17 protein-coding genes and 1 pseudogene are annotated in these 23,149 nt (G+C 55.5%); 12 read left to right on the forward strand and 6 right to left on the reverse strand.

Translation table 11 applies throughout. The features are described from left to right. Positions 1-145 precede the first annotated feature (145 nt). The 5 genes from AB4P91_RS18505 (at position 146) to AB4P91_RS18525 (ending at position 5,722) form a co-directional block, all read left to right on the forward strand. Positions 146-1,054, forward strand: coding sequence for a helix-turn-helix domain-containing protein (locus AB4P91_RS18505; RefSeq protein ID WP_150596394.1), 909 nt, complete (start codon positions 146-148; stop codon positions 1,052-1,054). 83 nt (positions 1,055-1,137) lie between these two features. Then, positions 1,138-1,647: a sigma-70 family RNA polymerase sigma factor gene (locus tag AB4P91_RS18510; protein ID WP_042559152.1), complete on the forward strand. Its 510-nt coding sequence runs from the start codon at positions 1,138-1,140 to the stop codon at positions 1,645-1,647. Next, positions 1,647-2,594 carry a FecR domain-containing protein gene (locus tag AB4P91_RS18515; RefSeq protein ID WP_395603387.1) on the forward strand — a complete coding sequence of 316 codons (948 nt, stop codon included), beginning with the start codon at positions 1,647-1,649 and terminating at the stop codon, positions 2,592-2,594. Before AB4P91_RS18510 ends, AB4P91_RS18515 begins: the two co-directional genes overlap by 1 nt. A 67-nt stretch (positions 2,595-2,661) precedes the next feature. Continuing rightward, positions 2,662-5,064 (forward strand): TonB-dependent siderophore receptor, encoded by a 2,403-nt coding sequence (locus AB4P91_RS18520; protein WP_395603388.1) that lies wholly within the window; start codon positions 2,662-2,664, stop codon positions 5,062-5,064. 142 nt (positions 5,065-5,206) lie between these two features. Continuing rightward, positions 5,207-5,722, forward strand: a complete 516-nt coding sequence (locus tag AB4P91_RS18525; RefSeq protein WP_395603389.1) for a cupin domain-containing protein — start codon at positions 5,207-5,209, stop codon at positions 5,720-5,722. A gap of 502 nt (positions 5,723-6,224) precedes the next feature. Here the strand turns inward: AB4P91_RS18525 and AB4P91_RS18530 are convergent. After that, entirely contained in the window at positions 6,225-7,271 is a 1,047-nt protein-coding gene (locus AB4P91_RS18530; RefSeq protein ID WP_313005154.1) for a site-specific integrase, read from the reverse strand. A gap of 265 nt (positions 7,272-7,536) precedes the next feature. Between AB4P91_RS18530 and AB4P91_RS18535 the strand changes: the two genes are divergently transcribed. Genes AB4P91_RS18535 through AB4P91_RS18545 form a run of 3 tightly spaced genes read left to right on the forward strand, consistent with a single transcriptional unit; the run spans position 7,537 to position 11,332 of the window. Next, complete coding sequence (locus AB4P91_RS18535) at positions 7,537-9,387, forward strand: transposase family protein (protein WP_313005156.1); 1,851 nt, start codon at positions 7,537-7,539, stop codon at positions 9,385-9,387. A 3-nt stretch (positions 9,388-9,390) separates the two neighbouring features. Further along, complete coding sequence (locus tag AB4P91_RS18540; protein WP_313005158.1) at positions 9,391-10,296, forward strand: TniB family NTP-binding protein; 906 nt, start codon at positions 9,391-9,393, stop codon at positions 10,294-10,296. Continuing rightward, on the forward strand, positions 10,289-11,332 hold the full coding sequence (locus AB4P91_RS18545; protein ID WP_313005160.1) for a TniQ family protein: 1,044 nt from the start codon (positions 10,289-10,291) through the stop codon (positions 11,330-11,332). Before AB4P91_RS18540 ends, AB4P91_RS18545 begins: the two co-directional genes overlap by 8 nt. A gap of 168 nt (positions 11,333-11,500) precedes the next feature. On the opposite strand, the gene AB4P91_RS18550 is transcribed toward AB4P91_RS18545, so the two are convergent. Further along, positions 11,501-12,643: a site-specific integrase gene (locus tag AB4P91_RS18550; protein WP_313005162.1), complete on the reverse strand. Its 1,143-nt coding sequence runs from the start codon at positions 12,641-12,643 to the stop codon at positions 11,501-11,503. Positions 12,644-12,726: 83 nt separating this feature from the next. On the opposite strand from AB4P91_RS18550, the pseudogene AB4P91_RS18555 reads away from it, so the two are divergent. Together AB4P91_RS18555 and AB4P91_RS18560 are read left to right on the forward strand one after the other, a co-directional pair. After that, positions 12,727-13,358 (forward strand): annotated as a pseudogene (locus AB4P91_RS18555) (DNA-binding protein); the annotation flags it as partial. Positions 13,359-13,426: 68 nt separating this feature from the next. Beyond that, positions 13,427-13,564, forward strand: coding sequence for a hypothetical protein (locus tag AB4P91_RS18560; protein WP_395603390.1), 138 nt, complete (start codon positions 13,427-13,429; stop codon positions 13,562-13,564). Positions 13,565-13,656: 92 nt separating this feature from the next. Here the strand turns inward: AB4P91_RS18560 and folE are convergent, their stop codons facing one another. The 4 genes from folE to AB4P91_RS18580 form a co-directional block, all read right to left on the reverse strand. Beyond that, on the reverse strand, positions 13,657-14,214 hold the full coding sequence (gene folE / locus AB4P91_RS18565; protein ID WP_395603391.1) for a GTP cyclohydrolase I FolE: 558 nt from the start codon (positions 14,212-14,214) through the stop codon (positions 13,657-13,659). 36 nt (positions 14,215-14,250) lie between these two features. Beyond that, positions 14,251-14,880 (reverse strand): TetR/AcrR family transcriptional regulator, encoded by a 630-nt coding sequence (locus AB4P91_RS18570; protein WP_313005166.1) that lies wholly within the window; start codon positions 14,878-14,880, stop codon positions 14,251-14,253. Further along, positions 14,877-16,058 (reverse strand): acetyl-CoA C-acetyltransferase, encoded by a 1,182-nt coding sequence (locus AB4P91_RS18575; RefSeq protein ID WP_313005168.1) that lies wholly within the window; start codon positions 16,056-16,058, stop codon positions 14,877-14,879. Before AB4P91_RS18575 ends, AB4P91_RS18570 begins: the two co-directional genes overlap by 4 nt. Before the next feature lie 70 nt (positions 16,059-16,128). Continuing rightward, positions 16,129-19,692: an indolepyruvate ferredoxin oxidoreductase family protein gene (locus AB4P91_RS18580; protein WP_395603392.1), complete on the reverse strand. Its 3,564-nt coding sequence runs from the start codon at positions 19,690-19,692 to the stop codon at positions 16,129-16,131. Positions 19,693-20,049: 357 nt separating this feature from the next. On the opposite strand from AB4P91_RS18580, the gene AB4P91_RS18585 reads away from it, so the two are divergent. Both AB4P91_RS18585 and AB4P91_RS18590 read left to right on the forward strand, forming a co-directional pair. Continuing rightward, on the forward strand, positions 20,050-21,720 hold the full coding sequence (locus AB4P91_RS18585) for a DUF1302 family protein (protein ID WP_313005173.1): 1,671 nt from the start codon (positions 20,050-20,052) through the stop codon (positions 21,718-21,720). Positions 21,721-21,786: 66 nt separating this feature from the next. Then, positions 21,787-23,139 (forward strand): DUF1329 domain-containing protein, encoded by a 1,353-nt coding sequence (locus AB4P91_RS18590; protein ID WP_313005175.1) that lies wholly within the window; start codon positions 21,787-21,789, stop codon positions 23,137-23,139. Positions 23,140-23,149 lie beyond the last annotated feature (10 nt).

A 23,149-nucleotide genomic window follows, 5' to 3' on the forward strand; every position in this document is an offset into this window, starting at 1 on the left:
GTTTTATTGACGCCGGGGAGGGCGGGTTTCATCTTCCGCCCCTTCCCCTGTAGCGCGTTGACGACTATCTTGGGCGAGCCTTGCGGTTCCATCTATCCACTTTAAACACACCAAAGCGCACCAAAAGAGTGCGCAAGGTCACCCCATGACAACGTGCAACTCGCTTCAGGTTCAAGCGTTCAATACCGCCGATGTGGCCGAGCAAGTCCGCGCCACGCCGGGCTGGGTTCAGCATTACCAACAGATGTCGCCAGGCCATTTCGCCGGACAGATTCGCTATCTGGATCTGCAGGGTGTCGAGGTTTACGAAGAGCAGATGAACACCCGGGTCGAGCAAAATTTCAGCGCGCCATCGGGTGCTTTGGCGTTCTGTTTTGATCGCAGTGACAACGCGCTGTATCTGCTCAATGAAGAGAGCCGCAACATCTGGATCACCCCGGAGAACTACCAGGAAATTGCTGTAGTGTTCGGCCCCGAATTCGTCCGTCAGCACGGTCTGGACGTGGCCAAACTCGAAGGTCTGTTCATGGCGCCGCTCAATGGCGGGCAGAACGCCTTGTTCAGTCGCTGGTTAAGCTCGATTCTCACGAAGTTGACGCAACCGATTGATCTGATTGAAAAAGAGGCGCTGACTCAACAGTTGCTGGAAGACTGTCTGTTCATCCTCGATAACGCGCGGGTGCATCTGGATCGCGGCGGCTTGCAGCGCCGGACCGAGGAGCGAATGATCATGAAGCGCATCGGCGAATGGGCGGCAGATTCACCTGAAGAGACGCTGAATCTGCTGGAGCTTTCGCACGTGGCGGGTGTTCCGCTGCGGCAGTTGCAGCAAGCCTTCAAGCACTTCACCGGGATGACGCCGAGCCATTGGTTGCGACTGCGCCGGTTGAACAGTGCGCACCGCGAGTTGCTCAAGCGCAGGCCCACGGAAACCACGGTGGCCGAGGTTGCGATGCATTGGTCGTTTTGGCACTTGGGGCGGTTTTCCAGCAGCTACCGAGCGTTGTTCAAAGAGTTGCCGAGCGAGACCCTCAAGCGTTCACACATGGCCTGACCCGTAAAAAGACCTTTGTCTCATCCGTGAAGTTAATTAGAATCAGTCTCATTTGAATCTAACTTCGCGCAGGGTCTCTTGAGATGATTGAAGCAGCAGCGCCCTCGGAGCAGAACCTGCACGACCTTTACCGGGATCACCGTGGCTGGCTGGAAACCTGGCTGCGTCGCCGCATGGGCAACGCCTGGGATGCGGCGGATCTGAGTCAGGACACCTTCATGCGCGTGCTCTCCAGTGCGCAACCCCTGGCCGACATTCAGGAACCACGAGCCTATCTGCTGACCGTGGGCAAACGCCTGTTAAGCAATTTCTACACACGCCGCCAACTCGAAAAAGCCTATCTGCAAGCACTGGCGCAATTGCCGGAGGAGAGCGTGCCTTCGCCAGAGCAGCGCTGGCTGCTGCTGGAAACCCTGCAAGCGCTGGATGAGTTGCTCGATGGTTTGCCGCGGCCGGTGCGCCGGGCATTTTTGTGGAGTCAGCTCGAAGGGCTGGGTTATCGCGAGATTGCCGAGCGCTTGCAGGTTTCTGAGCGCACGGTTAAACGCTACATGGCGCAGGCGTACGAGCATTGTTTGCTGGTGGATTTGTGATGCGCGTTGCCCCCAGCGACGAAACGCGTGAAGTGGCCCGCGCTGCTGCGCAATGGTTGGCGTTGCTGGAGTCGGGCGAGGCCACGGAGGATGATCACACGCGCCTGCAACACTGGCGCAGCAGCGATCACCGCCATGAAAACGCCTGGCAGAAGATTCAGCTGTTGCGCCGACGCTTTTGCGGCCTGCCTTCGGCATTGGCCATGGCCACCCTGGATCGCCCGGATCCTGCACGTCGTGCAGCGCTGAAACGCGCACTCGGTCTGGCGGTGCTGGTGCCCGCGGCGTGGCTGATCAGCCGGCAATTGCCGCTGGACGCCTGGCGGGCCGATCTGCACACCAGCACCGGTGAACACAGTCAATTACAGTTGGCGGATGGCAGTTCGTTGGAGTTGAACACGGACAGCGCGGTCAATATCGATCTGGTCGCCCGTCAATTGACGTTGGTACGTGGCGAGATGGCGCTCAAGGTTGCCGGCAATTCAGCCTTGATGATCAACGCACCTTACGGGCGGATCAGCGTCAGCCGCAGTGAAGTCTGCCTGCGCCTCAGCGAACGTGAATGCCGCGTTTCGGTGGTCAGTGGCGCGGTGCAATTGCAGCCGCTGCAAGGGCCGGCGCTGATTCTGAATCAAGGCCAGCAGGTCAGTCTGCAAGCGTCCGGCGCCGGGCGTGTCGCAGCGTTCGATGCCCTGATGCCGGGCTGGCGTGAAGGTGTGTTGATGGCGCAGAACCAACCGTTGGGGGATTTCCTGCGGGAGTTGAGCCGTTATCGGTCCGGGCTGTTGCGCTGGGATCCGGCACTGGAGTCGTTGCGCATCACCGGCAGTTTCCGTCTCGACAACACTGATCAAGTCCTTTCATTACTGGCGGCGAGTCTGCCAATCGACGTCCATATGCGCACCCGTTTCTGGGTTTCTCTCGTCCCGCGAAAAAACTTTGGCTAAAGGCTGTCCCTTTTTTTCGCCTCGCTGGTCATTTCAGGCAAGTGAACAAAATCGAGAGTTTTTTCCAATGCCCGCAGTATTCCCTAGCCGTTTGCGTCCGTTGTTGCAATTGAGTCTGCTGCTGAGCCTGAGTGCCAGCCCGTTGTTGATGTCGACCAGTTGGGCCGATGGCGCAGAGCGCCGCAGCTATCAGGTACCGGCCGGTAATCTGAGCGCGGCGTTGACGCGCTTTGCCGGTTTGGCCGGGGTCAATCTGTCAGTGGACCCGGCACTGGTCAGTGGGCGTAACAGCGCCGGGCTGTCCGGCGAATACGGGGTGGAGGAGGGCTTCACTCGTTTGTTGCTGGGCAGTGGTTTGCAGTTGCAGCCAGCGGGCGGCAATGCCTACATCCTGGTTCCGGCGGCGGACGGCAGCAGTCTCGAACTGGCGCCGACCTCGATTCTCGGTGCCACCGGTTCGTCAGATGCCGACGTGTTTGCCGGTGGCCAGGTCGCGCGGCGTGGCTCGCAAGGGCTGTTGGGGTCCAAGGACTTCATGGAAACTCCGTTCAGCATGACCACTTACACCAGTGAGGCGGTCAAGAACCAGCAGGCCCGGACCCTGGGGGATCTGATCGCCAGTGATCCTTCGGTGCGCGCGACCAACCCGGCAGGGGGGCGTTACGAGCAATTCACCATCCGCGGCTTCAGTCTGTTCAACAGTGACGTTGCCTATAACGGGCTCTACGGCGTGTTGCCAACGTACACGATCGACATGGAAATGGCCGATCGCGTCGACATCATCAAAGGCCCGAGCCAACTGATCAACGGCATCTCACCTCGGGGCAGTGTGGGCGGCGGGATCAACGTGGTGCCCAAGCACGCGACCGACAAGCCCATCACTTCATTGACCACCAGTTACGCCTCCAACAATCAGCTTGGGGGGGCAGTGGACGTCGGCCGACGTTTCGGTGAAGACAACCAATTCGGCCTGCGTTTCAACGGCGTCAAACAGTCTGGCGATACTGAATGGGATCACCAGAGTGTCGATCGCGATATGGCCGTGCTGGGCCTGGACTTTCGTGGCGATCGTTTGCGCCTGTCGACCGACATCGGTCATACCGAGCGCGATACTGACGCCCCGCAAGAACGTGTTCAGGTGGCGGCCAACGCAAAGGTTCCAAACGCCAACGACGTGCGAAACAACTACGCGCAGCCCTGGAGCCAGGCGCGAACCAAGGACACCTTTGGCACGGTCAACGGTGAGTTCGATGTCAGCGATTCGGTCATGGTGTACGGCGGTGTCGGCGCACGCAAAAGCAACCATGACTTCCTGCGCCATGCCGTTTCCGTCACCAATGACGCTGGCGATTTCAGCGTGCAGCCACGGGATTTCACCCGCGACGAGAACGTTCGTACAGCCACGGCGGGCGTACGCAACTGGTTCCATACCGGCCCGGTCAGCCATGAAGTCAACCTGGCGGCCAGCTATTTCTACATGGACTTCGAGAACGGCGGCGCCCGCTATGCGGCAGGACGCAGCAACCTTTACGACCCGGTGACCACTGCCAAGCCCGGTACGCCGACGCGTCAAGATGCCAAGGTCTATACCGAAAACCGCTTCAGCGGCGTGGCGTTGTCCGACACGCTGGGCTTCTTTGATGATCGCCTGTTGCTGACCCTCGGCGCGCGCTGGCAGCGGGTCAAGGTCGACGACTGGAGCGATGACGTGAAGGGCGACACCGCTTACGACGAGGAAAAGATTTCGCCGTCGGGCGGCATTCTGTTCAAGGCGACCGACAAGTTGTCGCTGTACGCCAATTACATGGAAGGCCTGAGTCAGGGCAAGATCGCGCCTTCGACCTCGGTGAACGAGGATGAAATCTTCCCGCCGTTCATCAGTCGTCAGGTCGAGGTGGGCGCCAAATACGACGCCGGCGCGTACGCATTCACCGCTGCGGTGTTCCGGATCAAACAACCCGCCTACGAAACCAACGCCACGACGCGGGTGTTCGGTCCGAACGGTAAACGGCAGAACAACGGGGTAGAGCTGAGCATGTTTGGCGAGCCGCTAAAAGGTTTCCGACTGCTCGGCGGTGTGATGTACATCGACAGCGAGTTGACTCACACCACCAACGGCACTTTCGACGGCAACCGCGCGCCGGCAACGCCGAAATACAACGTCAACCTGGGGGCTGAATGGGACGTGCCGACTGTGCAGGGGTTGACGCTGACCGGGCGCGGAATCTATTCCAGTTCGCAGTACCTGGATCAATCCAACGAGAAGGAAATCGACTCTTGGGAGCGCTTCGACGTAGGCACGCGTTACGCGTTTAAAGTCGATCACAAAAACATTACCTTGCGTGCCAACATCGAGAACGTGATGGATGAACGCTATTGGAGTTCGGCGGGCGCGTCGGACGATAGCGAGCCGGGTTTGACGCTGTCGACGCCGCGGACCTATCTGTTGTCAGCTACAGTCGATTTTTGACGGTGAGGCGTGAAGGGCGGTTGCATCTTCTTTTTGGCAACGACGCTAAACGTCTTCAAATGTCGTCGATATGACGTTAACTATATTAAATGGTCGTTTAGTAGAGCTAACAGGAATAAGTCATCAATCAAGAGGGAAGGTCATGATTCAGCGCGATATAGAAGTTGATGAGCTCATTACCGCACTGGATCTAGAGCCCCACGTTGAAGGCGGCTATTTTCGCAGAACCTATCAAGCCGACCATCGCGAAATGCTTGATACCGCTGGCGGCCCACGATATCTGATGACGTCGATCTACTATTTGCTGACCGAACAATCACCCGTGGGCCAGTTTCATTTCAACCAGTCCGACATCCTGCATTACTTTCATCTGGGCGACGCCATCGAATACAGCATGATCCTCGCTGACGGTTCATTGCAAACCCTGGTAATGGGTAGCGATATTTTGGCAGGACAACATCTGCAGTTGCAGGTACCGGGTGGCATTTGGAAAGCTTCACGCTTGCTTGAGGGTTCACAAGGATTTGGTTTGATCAGCGAAGCCGTTTCACCAGGATTTAGTTTCGGCGATATGGAAATGGGCAATCGCGAGAAACTCACGACGCAGTTTCCTCAACATCGAACCCTGATTGAAAAGATGACGCGAGAGGAAGATTGAGCATGCGGCATTTCAGGAGGTTACCGGGCTCAAGGACTGCGGCGGCAGAAGCCGTGCTCGAGGTTTAATTCCTGTCGCGATTTTTTTTTTGAGAAATGACGCAATACGTTGAATTAACACATTCTTTTTTTTAATCACATGCCGTTCCTGAGCCAAAAGTGAATTTTTTCCCCTATTAAATACCAGAATGCATTTTTTACGCAATTAAATTCCTTGCCCTAACCTACAAGTCTAAGTTTTTCTAAAATGAAAAACATACTTCAGATCGATGCAGTATGATCAAAAACTAAAATTGTTTATTTTTTAGAGTTAATTATGGCGTTCTGATGAAAGCTTACCAAAATAAGTTCAAGATCGTGCGATTAGATGTTTGGCGGATCCAGAGGGCGCGAGATCAAATCTATCACTCGATAATAAATATGCCCACGAATAGCCTGCAACAGCATGATGGTTTGATGTGTAAAATGTGAGTATGGTTAGAATATCCATTTCAGCGTGCGATTCAAATTGTTTTGTTGTTGAAAATGTATTGCATATCCTCACGATCAGTCATGTTGTACGTAGCAGTGGTCGTAACATCGCTATGACCCAAGGCAAGTTTAGCTACCATCAAACCGTGTTCGTTGATCAGGTCCGCTCCTAAAGTCTGGCGCGCATCGTAGGGTTTAATGGCTGGCACACCTGCGTATGAACACCGCTGACCAAGAGCCCTCCACAATCCGTTCGGGCTTAGATTCGATAATATTCTGCCTCCTTTGCTAACGCGGCGGAGGATGTAACCTGAAGTTATGCCCTGATTTTTCAGCTCGGCAATCCATCTCTGCAGTGGTGGAATCGCCCACGCAGCGAGGTATTTTTCAATCGACCGATTGCTGTTTAGGGCAACTTTGAAAGTCGCTTGAGTAAGGTTGAGTTCTTGGATCTGTAGACGAGTGGCTTCTGTTCGACGAGCCCCCGAACCGAAAAGAATGCTCAACATGGCTTTATCTCGTTTTCCGAGTACATGACGCTTATCTGAATCACAACTTTGTAAGATCTGACGTCGTTCCTTCTCGTTGATGTAACGACCGAGACCGTTTCGACACGGCGGTTTGGGCACCCTTATTAACTGCATTGGCTCAAGTTGACTACGATCGACAAGGTCATGCTTAACGCAGGATTTGACTATGCCGCGCACAGCGTAAATGTAGACGCGAATCGATGCGTGCGAGACAGTTCCTCGCCAGCATTGAACCAACTGACTAAGTTCTGCGGCGCCAATTCGATCCCATGGCACCAAATCAAGCGTAGTGCCTTCATATCCCAAGTCATCAGCAGCTTTTCTTAAGCAATGCAGCACTGTGTGTCGGCTATTTTTAGCGAGAGGTTCCAAAAAAAAGTGCAGCGCCATTTCCATGGTGCACTTATTTGCTTTGTCTTGTGGAGAGGTAAATGGAGACATGTGCGGAGTAAGTTCAGATTGTAGTTTTTTCATTTTAGTGCAGTCCGCGATAGGTGCGCATAAATAGTCTGCTGTTTTATTAATATAAAAATATTGAACATTGATCATGTCAATATAGCTCAATTAAAGGGTTAGCAAAGATCTAAACGCATGGGTTCTACCGTCTATATATTGCTTATCGCTATATGCAGCGGTAGGTCGCGCTGAAATTTAAAATGTGCAAGGATTGTCACGTGGAAAGTTAACAATGTTTAATATAACTAAGCGAAGCAACATGTAGTATCTTGTTGATTTTAAACACTAAAATAAAAATTTTATTTTTGATTTTTCTATAATAGAATCATTTAAAATCGACCGTCGGCTGTCGTATGTGATGATTGAGCTTACTGTAGGAATGCGCGTTTTTGCTAAGGGCTCGCAGGTGAGGATTCTTGCGATGCTTTCCGTTGGTCGCGTCAAAGTCCAGGAAGTTTCGACCGGTGCAATATTTGCAATCTCACCTGGGGAAATAGAGTTTGAGCTAAAGAATACGGACAAAGATACAGCTTTGGCGAGCGACACGCTGCACACAATCGATAGCGAGGGGAAATTAATTGAGTACGAAGAGACTGCTAGTGTGTTGGCAGTGGAGCAATTCCACCTAATCAAAGATATGTTGGAAGCCGGCGCCCAAGTAAAAGAAATAATCAAGCAACTAACGAGCTTGCCAAATGTGAATCAGTCACGCGCATATCGAATTTTTAATCGATTTAATAACGAACAGGGTCCGCTTAGTTTACTTGATTCGAAAAAAGGAAGAAAAGTAGGGAGTAAAAGTATTGCGGTTGATTTTGAGAAAATAATTGATCAAGCAATTTCAGCTGAATACAAGGGGGTTTCAGGCAATCAGGCTGTTGTGATTCGAAAGGTACACGAGCTTTGCTCCTTGGCAAATTTAAAGCCGCCGGCAAATAAAACGATAGCCAGTCGAATTAAATCTCGAAATCCCAAAGAATTATTGACAAAAACACAAGGTCCTAAAAAAGCCAAGCAAAAATATGAAGTTAGAGGGGGAAAGCTTTTAACAGAACGCCCTCTGGAAATTGTTCAGATTGATCATGGCTTGGTTGATTGTATCGTCGTGGATGGTGAAACTCGCACTCCGTTATGCAGACCTTGGGTCACGCTCGCTATTGATATACATACTAGAGTTATTTTGGGGATGCATGTAACACTATGTTATCCGTCAGGTATGTCTGTGGCTTTGTGTGTTTCACACATGATTTTACCAAAATATAATTGGTTAAAAAAAATTGCGATGCAAAGCTGCGAATATCCATTCTACGGACTACCACGGCGAATCCATGTAGACAACGCAAAAGAGTTCAAATCTCCAGTCTTGAAAGGCGGGTGTGCGATCTATGGCATTAAACTCACGTGGCGACCTCCAGGAGTTCCTCATAACGGCGCGCATATAGAAAGGTTAATCGGTACTATGATGGGGAAAGTACATTTTCTACCTGGGACTACGATGTCCTCTATTTTAAAGAAGGGTGATTATAATCCAGAAAAACACGCAGCATTGACCTTCACGGAATTTCGAGAATGGTTTGTCCGCGAGGTTGAGATCTATCATAAAACCGACCACTCCGAACTAGGATGCTCACCACTTTTTAAGTGGGAGCAAGCGTTTAGGTTAAGTGACGGAAGCATAAGTAATCCCCCTATAATTCCAGATAGCCAAAAATTGCTTTTAGACTTTATGCCGCTAAAAAGAAGGGTGATAACGCGCTCGGGAATAAAACTGTTCAATATCGAATATTATGAACCCGCCCTGAAGAACTTTAATAACGGAACACAGTGTGTTGTTCGGTATGACCCTCTTTCCATAAAGCATATTTGGGTTAAGCCAGCGTGTACCGATCATTATATTAGGTTGACATATTCGGACCTGAGTTTGCCTGATGCATCGTTAGAAGAGCTGAAATTTATCAGAAAGCTGCTTAAGGAAAGAAGTGGTCGGCGAGTATCACAAACAGAAATTCTGGAGCTCAAAAAAAGAAATAGCACATTAGTCTCCACTGCGGAATCCAATACAAAGAAAGCTCGCGCATTAAATGAGAGATCAAAGCTTCGGCAGGATAAATCTCATCCTCTGCACGATAACGATGAGTTGCTGCTGAATAATCAAGCAACCACAGTCAATTATTCTCTTAAGCCTGCACCGTTTAGAGTCGAGGACTGATATATGGAAACCTCATTGAGTTTAGGCGCTCCCTCGTTAGATCATTTGTCTCCAAAGCACAAAATAATAGCCTCTTTAGGAGATGATAAAAGAATAAGGTTTATACAAAAAGATATTTGGATAAGTTACCCACAAAGTGCCGTGGTACGAGCAGCCGTACGCGCAGTTCTAAATATGCCAAAAAAATTACAGACGCAATGTATTTTAGTGTCTGCGAATTCGGGGATGGGTAAAAGCAGTTTATTTAATAGGATTTTGGATGATGTGCGGAAAAGCGCACCGAACGGAAGAGCACACTCTGGCGTTCTGAGTTTCACTCTTGAGGAAACTCTGTCTGTCTATTCTCTCGTTGACGTGATTTACACCGCTCTGGGTGTCAATTCTCCTCCTGGTTCATTCCGAGAAAAAAAGAAGAGCCTCACTGTTCTACTGAAGGCAAGAGAAATTAAAGCTATTATAATCGACGAGTTCCATCATTTGCTTCTTTCCGGGCGGTTAGAGCAACGCAAAATGTTGGCGTTTATGAAAAATCTTGGAGGTTCGCCATCATTCATATCGATAATAGCGTTTGGAATCGAGGATGCAGAAAACGCCCTGCGCTCTGATCGTCAGTTGGAGAGGCGTTTTCAAATTTACCATTTGATGCCTTGGACTGAAAGTGAAGAACTCAGATCTTTTTTAATCGCTTATGAACAGCAATTACCTATTAGGCAGCCATCGGAACTATGGAAGCAAGAAAAAGTGTTGTATTTACTAAGGGTAAGTGCTGGTATAACTGATGATATCGTCACGCGAATCTCGAGAGGCGCCGTTTGGTCGATACTAATGCGCAAAGAATGCATAGATATAGAATGCCTCGAAAAAGCCGCGATGATTCCGCCGCTACCAGAGGATTTTGCGAGTGAGTAAATATTTTTCTGGATACATCAAGCCTATGCATGGAGAGACACTTTCTTCTTGGCTGAGTCGCGGCGCTACCTCGAATCAAGAACCAAACTTGTCTTTAGCGTATCAAATTCATCGTGATTCATTTTTGTATGAGAAAGACTTCAACGTGCAAGACTCGTTGGTCTCAACTATTTCAAGTGTTTTGGGTCTAGAATCAGAGATGCTCAATTCAATTTTCAAACCGCCCTCATGTTGGTTAATCGACAATCCTAGACAGCGTATTTATTTTTGTACCAAGTGCTTGAGTGAGCAGTATATCTCTACTGGGAAGCTAGTTGTAATGTCATGCTGGTCTAATTGCTGGTATACCATTTGTCATCATCACTATTGTGCGCTCACGGAAATTAGCAGTGGCGCCGATCTGGAGACGACTAAAGTTGAAGCTTTGCTGATCGGCATTACCGAAGGTGCTCGTAGTGAACCAATTCACTTTGACACTCGATCTGGTTATTTAAAAGGTCAGGCTTGCTTTAATTTTGGGGCATTAAAATTTCAGCAGTGGTGTTTGCGCTGCTTATCAGGTGGAAAGAATACTACTGATTTTTGGGGGAGCTCAATCAGTTGTGTTCAGTTCAAGAATTTCTTAGTAGATGTACTAAGCATAATAATGAGAAAGCGTTTTTGGGAGCGTGATGTTAAGACGTATTTGTCCGTATTATTACAACGTAGCTCATGGAATTCTTTTAACTGCTCTTGTTATGGCAGTGTTTTTGCAGATTTAGTTAAGCCTGAATTTTGCGTGCATTCTATAAGGGCGAGGATCGTCGCTTTTGCTATAATGGCACTAATTTTAGATGTGCCCGGCGGGTTGAGTGCTTGGAGAAAGATACCAGGATATTTAAAGATTGATGACTACTCGCTGACAAATTGGGATAGTAAGGAAGCGGTATGGGACTATACCTTGGCTAGTGAAGTGTGCGATTTTCGCGAGTGGTTAAAAGCAAAAGCTTTGGATTGGCACCCAGTACTATCAAAAAAGTATTCCTATTTAATATAATTAAATGCTTGGAGAAAATGTTTATTGCTGTACAAGAATCTTAAAAATTCGCTAATTAATGAATATCGTTAAAATCTAAGACTGCTGTGTTTGAGATAGTTCTTGCGGCGATTTCGTGTCCAAGAGTCAAGGGGCATTATCCTTCTGGCTCACTCCGGTCACGGTGAATTACTTCTGCGTCTGTGAACTGGCGAGCTTCAGCGCATGTTTCTGATGGCATTGGGGCATTGGGGCATTGAGTAGTTGTGTTGCTCGACTATTAAGCAACGCCCCCACCTGAAAGTAACCCATCACAGTGCTAACGCTGCGGTGCTCGGTCATGGCCATGACTTCACCAAGCGGCACACCCTGGCGTCCCGCCTCGGTGACGAAACCTGACCTTAAAGTGTGCGCCGCCCAATCCCCGTCCAGTCCCGCCAATTGAGCGCGGCGCTGGACAATACGCGCGACCTGATCGCTCGACAGTCCATCAGCGCTGACCTTGCCACCTTTGTACAGTCGGCGAAACAGCGGGCCGCTGTCGGCGGGAGCGGCGGCCAGCCAAGCGGCGAGGGCCTGCGCTGCAGGACCTCGCAGCGGCTTCTCCCGACGAACGCCACCGGTGTCGGTCTTGGTCGCGCCGAGCGCGTACAGCCAGGTGTCGGCATCCAGTCGACGCACATCGCTGACCTGCAGTCCGACCACTTCCGAGCGACGCCGACCGCCACCACTCCAGGCCAACAAGAGCAGGGCACGATCACGAATGCCACGCACCCCATCGGTACAGGTGGCGAGCAGTGCCTGCAGCGGCTCGAGCACGAGGGCGGTTTTCTTGCGGACCGACACGCCCTGGCGCGACTGGGCCTTGCGCGCGTCGCGCAGCAGGGTTTTCAGTGCCGGCGCCTCGGTCGGACTGTCCCACTCGTTGAGCCGGTGCCATTTCCCCAGGACGGCTAGGCGGTGACTGACCGTGTTGTAGGCCAATGCTCCGGGTTTGTTTTTGAACCGTGCCTTGACCAAGACGGCATCGATGCTGGGCGGTAGCAGGTGCGCCCAACTGCCGTCAGTCAATGGCCGGGCCAGATGGTCGAGGACGAACTGCACGGCCACGGTAACGGGCAGCGGCGCGTCACCCAGCGCCTGACCATAACGCAACTGCAGCCAGGCCGACCAATAGGCGAGGGCGCTGCGGTAGCTGCGCACGGTATTGGCCGCGGTGCCGGCAGCGATAAAGGCGGCCGCCGCTTGCTGGGCGGTGAGCGCCAGGACATGCGGGTCGAGGGGCGTTGCGTCGACCTGCGCTGACTGATCGGTAGTATTGATTACGGCCATCGGACTGAAATTTCCGTCTTCGAAAATAACGGCGGATAACATTCCATTATCAGACCTAATATAACTGTAGGTAAGCTAAGGCAGTGGGGGTACCAGAAAGTGATGTGTTTGCCGCTGCGGTTCCGGTGCTAGCCCTTGGCGAATGGCCGACGGTCGAACGCGTTCGTCTGGAGCTGGGGCGGGGCAACCCGGCGCGCGTCAGTGGGCTGCTCGATCAAGGGTGGCGCGTTTGGCCGAGCGCTTGAGCGGTGAGACCCGCCTGCCGGCACTACCGAGAGACGTCTTTGTTGCGGTGTGGCAGCAGGCAGTTCTGATGGCGCGGGCTGATGCCGAAGAGGCAATGGCGGAGCAACGCCAGGTGCTATCCGAGCGCGAAAGGCTGGCGGTGGTTGAGGACCGAGCGCGTCAGGATGCGGCGCAGTTCCGCCAGCAAGCGGCGGAGGCGCTGACGAGGCGCGAGGCCGCTGAGACATGACTGGCCGACCTCGAGTTGTTGCTGGCGCAGCGCCAGACGCAGATCAAGTACCTGCATCAGCAGCGCGACGATCTGTTTCGCGAGCGCGGTGAAGCTCAGCACCATAGTCAGACAGTCCAGCAGAAACTGCAGGCATTGCGGCTCAAGACCGAGCAGGAGCGTATGGCCCAGGACAACTACGTGCGTGGCGTTGAAGCTCGCGCCCACCGGGAGGTCGATCACGCCAAGAAGGAGGGCCGACGATTAACCAGCTAAAGATGCGCTGGCTCAGGCAGAGCTATTAGAAGTTAGGGGCAACAGCTGTCGGCTTGCAAACACCGCAAAGTCAATACGCGATTGATGTGGTCGGGCCGGTATGGCGGATGGAAGAAAGCATCGACGCGATCAGGACGGCGTTGAGCAAGTGTCAGAAGGATTTGACTGACGCCATGCGCAGCATCGCTTGAATACTGTCAGCAAGCCGGCTCCTACAGGTCTGGCGTCGAACAGAAATGTGACGTGGCAACCTGAACACGCTTGGGCAGACTGGGCACGTTGCCTAGCCGCCGCGGATCAGCTGTAGGAATTCCTGTCGGGTGTTGTACGACTCCCTGAAGGCGCCAAGCATCACAGAGGTGGTCATCACCGAGTTCTGCTTCTCTACACCTCGCATCATCATGCACATGTGTTTGGCCTCGATCACCACGGCCACCCCGGCGGCATTGGTGACCTTGGCAATTGCATCGGCAATCTCCCGGGTGAGGTTTTCCTGGATCTGCAGGCGGCGGGCAAACATGTCGACAATTCGCGCGACCTTCGACAATCCCAGCACTTTGCCTGTCGGTATGTAGGCAACATGAGCCTTGCCAATAAATGGCAAGAGATGATGTTCACACAGCGAATACAATTCGATTTCACGAACGATGACCATCTCATCGTTATCCGACTCGAACAGTGCGCCGTTGACGATCTCTTCCAGCGTTTGCCGGTAGCCATGGCAAAGATAACGCATGGCTTTCGCTGCGCGTTCCGGGGTCTTGAGCAGGCCTTCACGCTTCGGGTCTTCGCCGACGTGCTGGAGAATTTCCCGGTAGTTTTCCGTCATTTGTTCGTTCATCGGTCGACCTTGTTGTTATGGATGCGAAAGGAGGTGCTAAGCCTGTGGCCTGCTCAAACCGGTCAGCACCATGCTGGTGAACAGAGTTGTCAGACTTTCCAGAGGAGGCCGCGCGCCCTGCGGGTAACCGGCCACCACGCCATCGAGCAATGCTTGCATGCCCAGCGCCATCGGCGCGCGCTGGCCGGCCGGCAATCCGCAATGGCTGAGGATGTTTTCCAGCTGCCGGGTGCGGGTGTCGCGCAGCTGCTCGACGCGTTCGCGCTGCTCCAGGCTGAGGCTGCGAAATTCCATGCGCGTGAGCGTGTGGCGCTGATCGTGCAAGCTGTTGAATTGCAGGTGCGCCCGCACGAAACGCTGAAGTCGCAGTCTGCCGTCAGCCTGCCGCGCGACCTTGGTTTGCAGCAACGCCAGCAGGTCGCTTTCATGCGCCTCGATCAGTTCGAACAGCAGCGCCTGCTTGCTTTCAATGTGGTTGTACAGCGACCCCGGCTGCAAACCCATCGCGGCTGCCAATTGGCGCAGGCTGACACTTTCGAATCCATACTCGGCAAATAATTTGAGCGCCGTTCGGTACAGCAATTCGCGGGTTCCGACATTGCCTTCCGGCTGCCCAGCCCAGCACGGCTGAGGGCCGGCGGCCGTTGCGGCGCGGGCGCCAATCATGGACGTTCCAGCAACAGGGCGACGCCCTGGCCACCGCCAATGCATAAGGTCACCAGGCCTTTTTTCGCGTCGCGCTTGAGCATTTCGTGCAGCAGCGTGACCAGCACACGACAACCCGAAGCGCCAATCGGGTGACCGAGGGCAATGGCGCCGCCGTTGACGTTCACTTTGTCAAAATCCCAATCCAGCTCTTTACCCACCGCCAACGACTGGGCAGCGAATGCTTCGTTGGCCTCGATGAGATCGAGATCAGCCAGGCTCCACCCGGCTTTTGCCAGACACTTGCGACTTGCCGACACCGGCCCGATGCCCATGATCGCCGGGTCTACGCCAGCACTCGCGCCCGCCTTGATCTTTGCCAGAACGGGCAAGCCCAACTCCCTGGCCTTGTCTTCGCTCATCAACAGCACTGCAGCGGCGCCGTCATTGATTGTCGAGGCGTTGCCGGCAGTGACGCTGCCGTCTTTCCTGAAGGCCGGTTTGAGCCCGGCCAGGCTGCCAGCAGTGGTTTGCGCGCGAGGTTGCTCATCCACGGCAAACAGCAGCGGCTCGCCTTGGCGCTGGGCAATCGGCACCGGGGTGATCTCCGCGACGAAACGGCCGGCCTCAATGGCCGCGCTGGCCAGTTGCTGCGAACGCAGGGCATAAGCGTCCTGCTGCTCACGGGTCAGGCTGTGAGCATCAACCAGATTTTCCGCAGTGATGCCCATGTGGTACTCGTGGAAGGCGTCGATCAGGCCGTCCTGCAGCAGCGAGTCGGCCAGTTGCGCGTTACCCATGCGCAAGCCGGTGCGCGCTTTGGCCAGCGTGTAGGGGGCCAGGCTCATGTTTTCCATGCCGCCGGCAATTACCACCTCGGCATCGCCACAGCGAATCGCCTGAGCCGCCAGCATCACGGATTTCAATCCGGAGCCGCAGAGCTTGTTCAGGGTCATGGCCGATACGCTATGAGGCAGGCCTGCATTCAGCGCCACTTGGCGTGCCGGGTTTTGCCCACACCCGGCCGTGAGCACTTGGCCGAAAATCAACTCATCGACCAGGTCGACGTCAATCGCGGTTTTTTTCAGCAGCGCCTGGACCACCACGCTGCCCAATTCCACGGCACTGGTGTTGGCCAATGCGCCCTGGAAGGTACCGATGGCGGTGCGGGTGGCGGCGACTATCACGACTTCATGCATGCTGTGCTCCAGTTTTCGGTAGATACGGCGTGGTGCCTTTTCCGGCAAACGACGCCTGCCACACTCGGGCTTAAAGTTGGGTAACGGCTATTTTGCTGCCGGTCTGACTGGCATCGTGGAACTGCGCGTTCGAGCCATCGCGCCACCGTTCAAGCAATTGCGCCTGACGCTGTTGGGCGTGGACGAGGAAGCGCTCCTTGACCGGGCCATAACCGCGCACGCTGTCTGGCAGCTGTGCCAGGTCCTGGGCCAGGCTCATGTTGTCGGCAGTCAAATCCATCAACATTTCGTCGAGGACTCGTTCGTAATTGGCCAGCCAGTTACGTTCCACCTTGCGTTCGTGAGTGTGACCAAACGGATCGGCCCAGGTGTTCCGCAGGAACCGGAACCTGGCCAGAAGCTTGAAGCCTTGCAGCATCCATGGGCCAAAACTGCGTTTTTTCGGCTCACGGCCACTGCCGTTGTCATTTAGCAGCGGTGGAGCGAGGTGGAAGCGCAGGCGGTAATCACCCTCGAAGCCTGCCTGGATTTTTTGCAGGAACTGGCCGTCGGTAAACAGGCGTGCCACTTCGTATTCGTCCTTGATGGCCAGCACTTTGAAGTAGTAGCGGGCGACGTTTGCCGACAGCTCGCCCGGTTGCCCGAGCAGCGCAGTCTCCGCCTGCATGAACTGCTCGACCTTGTCCCGGTAGCGCTGGGCATAGTCTTTGTTCTGATAGCCGGTGAGGAATGCCACGCGCCGCTCCAGCGTTTCTTCCAGGCTTTGCGACAACAGGCGGTCGGCATTCTGTACCTTGCCCGCTTCCAGCTTGCGCAATACCCGTGGCAAATCTTCGGCGCTGCGTCGGCCCCAGGCAAACGCGGCGAGGTTGAAGGGCACCGCCGTGCCATTCAGTTCAATGGCTTGCAGCAGCGCCGCTTCGCCAACCGGAAGCCAGCCTTTCTGGCAGGCATAGCCAAGCATGAAGGTATTGGTGGCAATCGAATCGCCCATCAATGCCGTGGCGATTTTGCTTGCGTCGATGAAGTCTGCCTGAGCATGACCGACCGCTTCAGCGATTTGTGCCGACATGGTCCGGGTCTGGAATGTCGGGTCCGGATGCTTGAGCAGGTCACCGCTTTCCGCCTGTTGCGCAAATGTCCGCACAAAAGCGCTGGTGATGGTTTCTTCGCTGTTGATAAGCGCATGCGTAACGCCCTGGCGCAGCTTGGACAGGGTTTCGGTATTGGCGCTTACCACCAGATCACAACCCAACAGCAGGGCGGCTTCACCTTCGGCAATCCGCGGTGCAAACAATTGTTCCTGATGCGCGGCAATGCGGATATGCGACCACACGGCGCCACCTTTTTGCGCCATGCCGGCCATGTCCAGGTTCAGCGTGCCCTTGCCCTCGATAAACGCCGCCATACCGAGCAAGGCGCCAATCGTCACTACGCCAGTTCCGCCCACGCCGGTCACCAGAATGCTGTAAGGCACGTCCAGCGAGACAGCCGAAGGCGTGGGCAAGTCCCAGACTTCATCCGCGTTCGCTGCCAGTGCTTTGGGCTTGCGCAACGTCCCACCTTCGACGGTGACAAAACTCGGGCAGAAGCCGTTGAGGCAAGTGAAGTCCTTGTTGCATGAAGACTGGTCGATTTCACGCTTGCGGCCGAACTCGGTTTCCACCGCCACCACCGACATGCAGTTGGACTTGCTGCTGCAATCGCCGCAGCCTTCACAGACGGCTTCGTTGATCACCACCCGGCGTGCCGGATCGGGGAACTTGCCGCGCTTGCGCCGGCGACGTTTTTCCGCAGCGCACGTCTGGTCATAGATGATGGCCGACACGCCCTGGAACTGGCGCAGCTCCTCTTGCACTTCGTCCATCTTGTCGCGCCGCAGCACCGGGACGCCGTCTGCCAGATCGTTGATGTGCTGGTATTTTTCGACATCTTCGCTGACCACTACCACGCGCTGCACGCCCTCGGCCACCAGTTGCCGGCTGATTTGCGCGACGCTGAGGCTGCCGTCGACAGGTTGTCCGCCGGTCATGGCGACGGCGTCGTTGTAGAGAATCTTGTAGGTGATTTGCACCTTGGCGGCGATGGCCGCGCGAATCGCGAGAATGCCGGAGTGAAAATAGGTGCCGTCACCCAGGTTGGCGAAGACATGCGCCGTGGTGGTGAACGGTGCCTGACCAATCCACGCGACGCCTTCGCCGCCCATCTGACTGAACGTCTGGGTCTGCGGGTAGATCCATGCCGCCATGTAATGGCAACCGATGCCGGCCAGTGCACGACTGCCCTGCGGGACTTTGGTCGAGGTGTTGTGCGGGCAACCGGAACAGTAGTGGGGCACGCGGTCCATCAGATTGGTGAACTGACCTTTGCTGGCCAGCTGCGCATCGAGCACCGCCAGCCGTACTTGCAGCGGGCCGTTTTGATGCAGGCGCAAGATGCGTTTGGCCAAGGCCCGAGCGATCATCGCTGGCGTCAGGTCGCTGATCGCTGGCAGCAACCAGTCGGTGTGAGGCAGGCTCCATTCACCTTTGTCATCAAACTTGCCGACGATGCGCGGGCGGACGTCGTCGCGCCAGTTGTAGAGTTCCTCCTTCAACTGGTATTCGATCATGTGGCGTTTCTCTTCCACCACGACGATTTCCTCCAGGCCCTCGGCGAACTGGCGCACGCCTTCCGCTTCCAATGGCCAGACCATCCCGACTTTGTACACGCGCAGGCCGATCTGCTGCGCAAGCGTCTCGTCGATACCGAGGATTTTCAGGGCCTGGCACACGTCGAGGTACGACTTGCCGGAGGTGATGATGCCGATGCGCGCTTTGGGTGAGTCCATCACGATGCGGTCGAGGCGGTTGGCGCGGGCGTAGGCGAGGGCGGCGTACAACTTGTGCTCCAGCAACCGCTGCTCCTGCGCCAGGGGCGGATCCGGCCAGCGGATGTTCAAGCCGCCTTCAGGCAACGGGATTTGCGGAATGATCGGTTGTACGCGATGAATGTCGATGTCGACGATGGCCGCGCTTTCTACGGTATCGGCCACAGCCTTGAGGGCCACCCAGCACCCGGAATAACGCGACATGGCCCAGCCATGCATGCCGTAGTCGAGGTATTCCTGAACGCCCGAAGGTGCCAGCACCGGCATCATCACCGCTTTGAAAATATGCTCGGTCTGGTGCGGCAGTGAAGAGGAGCGCGCCCCGTGATCGTCACCGGCAATGGCCAGCACACCGCCAAACTGTGAAGTACCGGCAGCGTTGGCGTGGCGGAACACGTCGCCACAGCGGTCGACGCCCGGGCCCTTGCCGTACCACATGCCGAACACGCCGTCGTAGGTCGAGCCTTCGAACAGATTGACCTGCTGCGTGCCCCAGATCGAGGTCGCGGCGAGGTCTTCGTTCATGCCTGGATGGAACACCGTGTGGTGCTCCTTGAGATAGTCGCGCGCCTTCCACAATGCCTGATCGAAACCGCCCAGCGGCGAGCCTCGATAACCGGAAATGAAACCGGCCGTGTTCAGACCGTTGGCCAGATCGCGCTGGCGCTGCATCAACGGCAGACGCACCAGCGCTTGAATCCCGGTGAGCAAAACTTTTCCAGTGTGCTGGACGTACTTGTCATCCAGAGACGGGGCCGCACTCATGTTCATTCTCCAGGCTTTATTGTCATGGCGGCGCCAGAGGCACGGCGTTGCCTTGTTATTGGCCGAAGTCTAGGGAGCGGTGTAGTCATCGTAAAATCACAAAAACAGGCAGTCGGTATTGGTTATTCCAATAACGCGCCACATCGCCGGCTTGTATTGCGCGATCCCTGTCTGGCGTTTGTGCATTTGACCAATAGCGAAATGCACTTCAGCAATGCTCCCTTTCGTTGTGCCCAAACCACCCCGTCCCGTCTACTTCAACCCACGCCGAATGCCCTGGGGCGGTGCTGATCAGCGAGGTCCACAGGGCCCGACGCCACGGCCGCCAATAACAACAAGAATGTAGAGGGAGTGTTGATGATCGACGCAAAGCTGAAGTCGTTAAGCTTGGCTGTCTGGTTCAGCGTGACCGGGGGAGCCTTGATCGTTGCAGACAGTCAGGCGGCCGAGTTTGATACCGGCAGTCCTGACCTCACAGCGCGCTGGGACAACACCGTGCGCTACAACCTCGGCATCCGGGCCGAAGGGCGCGACTCGGCATTGGCCAACAACGCCAGTTACGATGAGTCAGACGCCAAGTTTGATCGTGGCGACGTGGTGACCAATCGCGTCGATGTGATGAGCGAAATGGAAGTCGCCTACAAGCAATACAACGGCTTTCGCATCAGCGCCGCGGGCTGGTACGACCAAGCTTACGAAGACACCGACGTCGAAACCAGCCCGGGCAATGTCTACTATCCCGGCACTTTTCCCGGCACCAGCACGCCGAGTTACAACAACGGCAAATACTCCAGTTTCACCAAGCGTTACCACCGCGGACCGAGCGGCGAGTTACTGGATGCCTTCGCGTTTACCCGCTTCGATCTGGGCGACATCCCGGTCAGCGTGCGTGCCGGCCGGCACACCGTGTATTGGGGCAATGGACTGCTGATCGCCGGTCATGCCGTGTCCTACTCGCAGGCACCGCTGGATGGTCGCAAAGCGGTGAGCAACCCTGGCACCGAAACCCGCGAAATCTTCCTGCCGCTGACGCAGATTTCCACCCAGGCGCAAGTCACCGACAAGCTGTCAGTGGCGGCGCAGTATTTCTTCGAATGGGACACCACACGCGCCCCTGAAGGCGGCACGTATCTGGCCTCCGCGGATGTCGCGCTGGAAGGGCCGGACCGCTTGCCGCTGTTCAGTGGTTTCTCGCGGCCGCTGATTGACCCGCTCAAACCCAAGGACAAGGGCAACTGGGGTGTGATGGGCACCTACAGCTTCGACTTCCTGCATTCGGAAGTCAGTGCCTTCTATCGCGAGTTCGATGACTACAACCCATGGGGCCTGCAAGTGGCGCCGACTTTTGCCCGTTACGTGTATGCCGAGAACGTCAAACTCTATGGCCTGGGGTATTCCGCAGGCCCGGTGCTGGGTGGCGGGTCCCTCGGCGTAGACCTGTCCTATCGGCAAAACACCTCGCTGGTCTCCAGCAACATCAGTACGGCAGACAATCAGGGCGCACGCGGTGACACCTGGCACATGGTGGTCAACGGCCTGTGGCTGCTGCCGCGCACCGATTACTTCGACACCGGCAGCCTGATTACCGAAATGGCGTTCAGTCATGTGCAGCGGGTCACCAAGCACGAAGAACTCTTCAAGGGCGAGGGCTATGACGGCTGCCCGGCGGGCCAGGACAAGCACTACGGCTGCGCGACCAAAAACTATGTCGGCCTCGCGGTCAGCTTCGCGCCGCAATGGCTGGGGGTATTCCCGGGCTGGAATATTTCCACGCCCATGAGTGTGGATTACGGGGTCAACGGCAATGCCGCCACCGGCGGTGGCAACGAAGGCAAATACACCTGGAAAGCCGGTGTGAAGGGCACCTACGACGAGCGTGTCGACGTGACCCTGTCGTACATCGGCTACGGCAGCGAACGCAAATATGGCGAGGTTGCCGGCGTAGGCAAAACCGTGATTGGCGGGACCGGCGACGTGGGCCTGACCGACCGTAACTGGGTCTCGCTAACCCTCAGCACAGCGTTCTGAACCGCCCTTGAACTGCAATGCAGTGATTGCCGGGCTCGGCTATCACCCATCTGAATGGAGAATGTTATGACGGTTAATGCATATGCGATAGGCCTTGTGGCCGTTGCTTTGGCGGGGTCGGCCGTGGCCGATGAGGGCGCTACCACCGCCGACCTGGGCGGCAAGCTGACGACCTTTGGTGCAATTGTGGCGGGTAACGCGGCGGGCACTATTCCGCCCTACGAAGGTGGCCTGAAAGTGCCCGCAGGGCTGGTGCCCGGCGACGGCAACTGGCCAAACCCGTTCGCCAGCGAGAAACCACGACTGCGCATTACCGCGGCCAACGCCGACCAATACGCCGACCAACTGGCCGCCGGGCAAATGCAGTTGCTCAAGCAGAACCCCGACACCTATTACCTAGAGGTGTACCCCACCCACCGCACGGCGACCTTTCCGGCCAATTTTCTCGCCGCCACCCAACGTAACGCCAACCGCAAGGACTGCAAAACCGAGAACGACGGACTGTCGATCAGCGAGGGCTGCCGTGGCGGCCTGCCGTTTCCGTTGCCGCGAGATGGCCGAGAACTGATGTGGAACTACATCCTCAACTACCAGGGGGTGAATGGCTGGGACTGGAATCACAGCGCCTATGTTGTCAACGAGGGTCATGCGACGTTGACCAACACCAACCGCTCCACCGGCGAAAAACCTTTCTACCAGATGGATGTTCCGGGGCGTGATCCGAAAATAGCCCAGCGCATCTGGTCACGCATCGTCGCGCCGGCCCGTACGGCCGGGCAGGCTTCCGGGTATTGGGATTACCTCGATCCGGTCGCCGACTCTCGTTATGCGTGGAGCTACAGCACCGGCCAGCGCCGTGTCCGCAAAGCCCCGGAATTCAACTACGACACGCCCAACTCGGCATTTGGTGGTGTGGCGTTCTACGACGAAATCTTCCTGTTCTCCGGAAAGATGGACCGCTTCGACTGGAAGCTGGTGGGCAAGAGGGAAATGTTCATCCCCTACAGCAACTACACGCTGAAATGGGGCTGTGACATGGACAAGAAGCTCATGCCCAAGCACATCAATCCTTCCTGTGAGCGCTGGGAGCTGCACCGCGTCTGGGTGGTGGAAGCGACGCGCAAGGACGGCGTGCGCCACGCGCAGAAAAAGCGCCGCTACTACATTGACGAAGACACCTTCGGCGCTGCGGTCTACGACGCCTGGGACGACAGCGGCGCGCTGTTCCGCACCGGCTCGCAATACAACATCCAGGCCTATGGCGTTCCGAATAATCCGCAACAGGATTCCTACTCGTTGTACGACTTCACCCGTGACCAGTACGGCATGTTCGGCAATGGCCCGACGCGCTACCGCGAGGCCCCGGTCGCTGAGCGTGAAGCCAATCCGCAGACCATAGCCGGTGGCCAGACCCGCTGACCTCATGCTC

This window comes from Pseudomonas sp. B21128 (assembly GCF_044218865.1).
In the GTDB taxonomy this organism is placed as follows: Bacteria; Pseudomonadota; Gammaproteobacteria; order Pseudomonadales; family Pseudomonadaceae; genus Aquipseudomonas; species Aquipseudomonas iridis.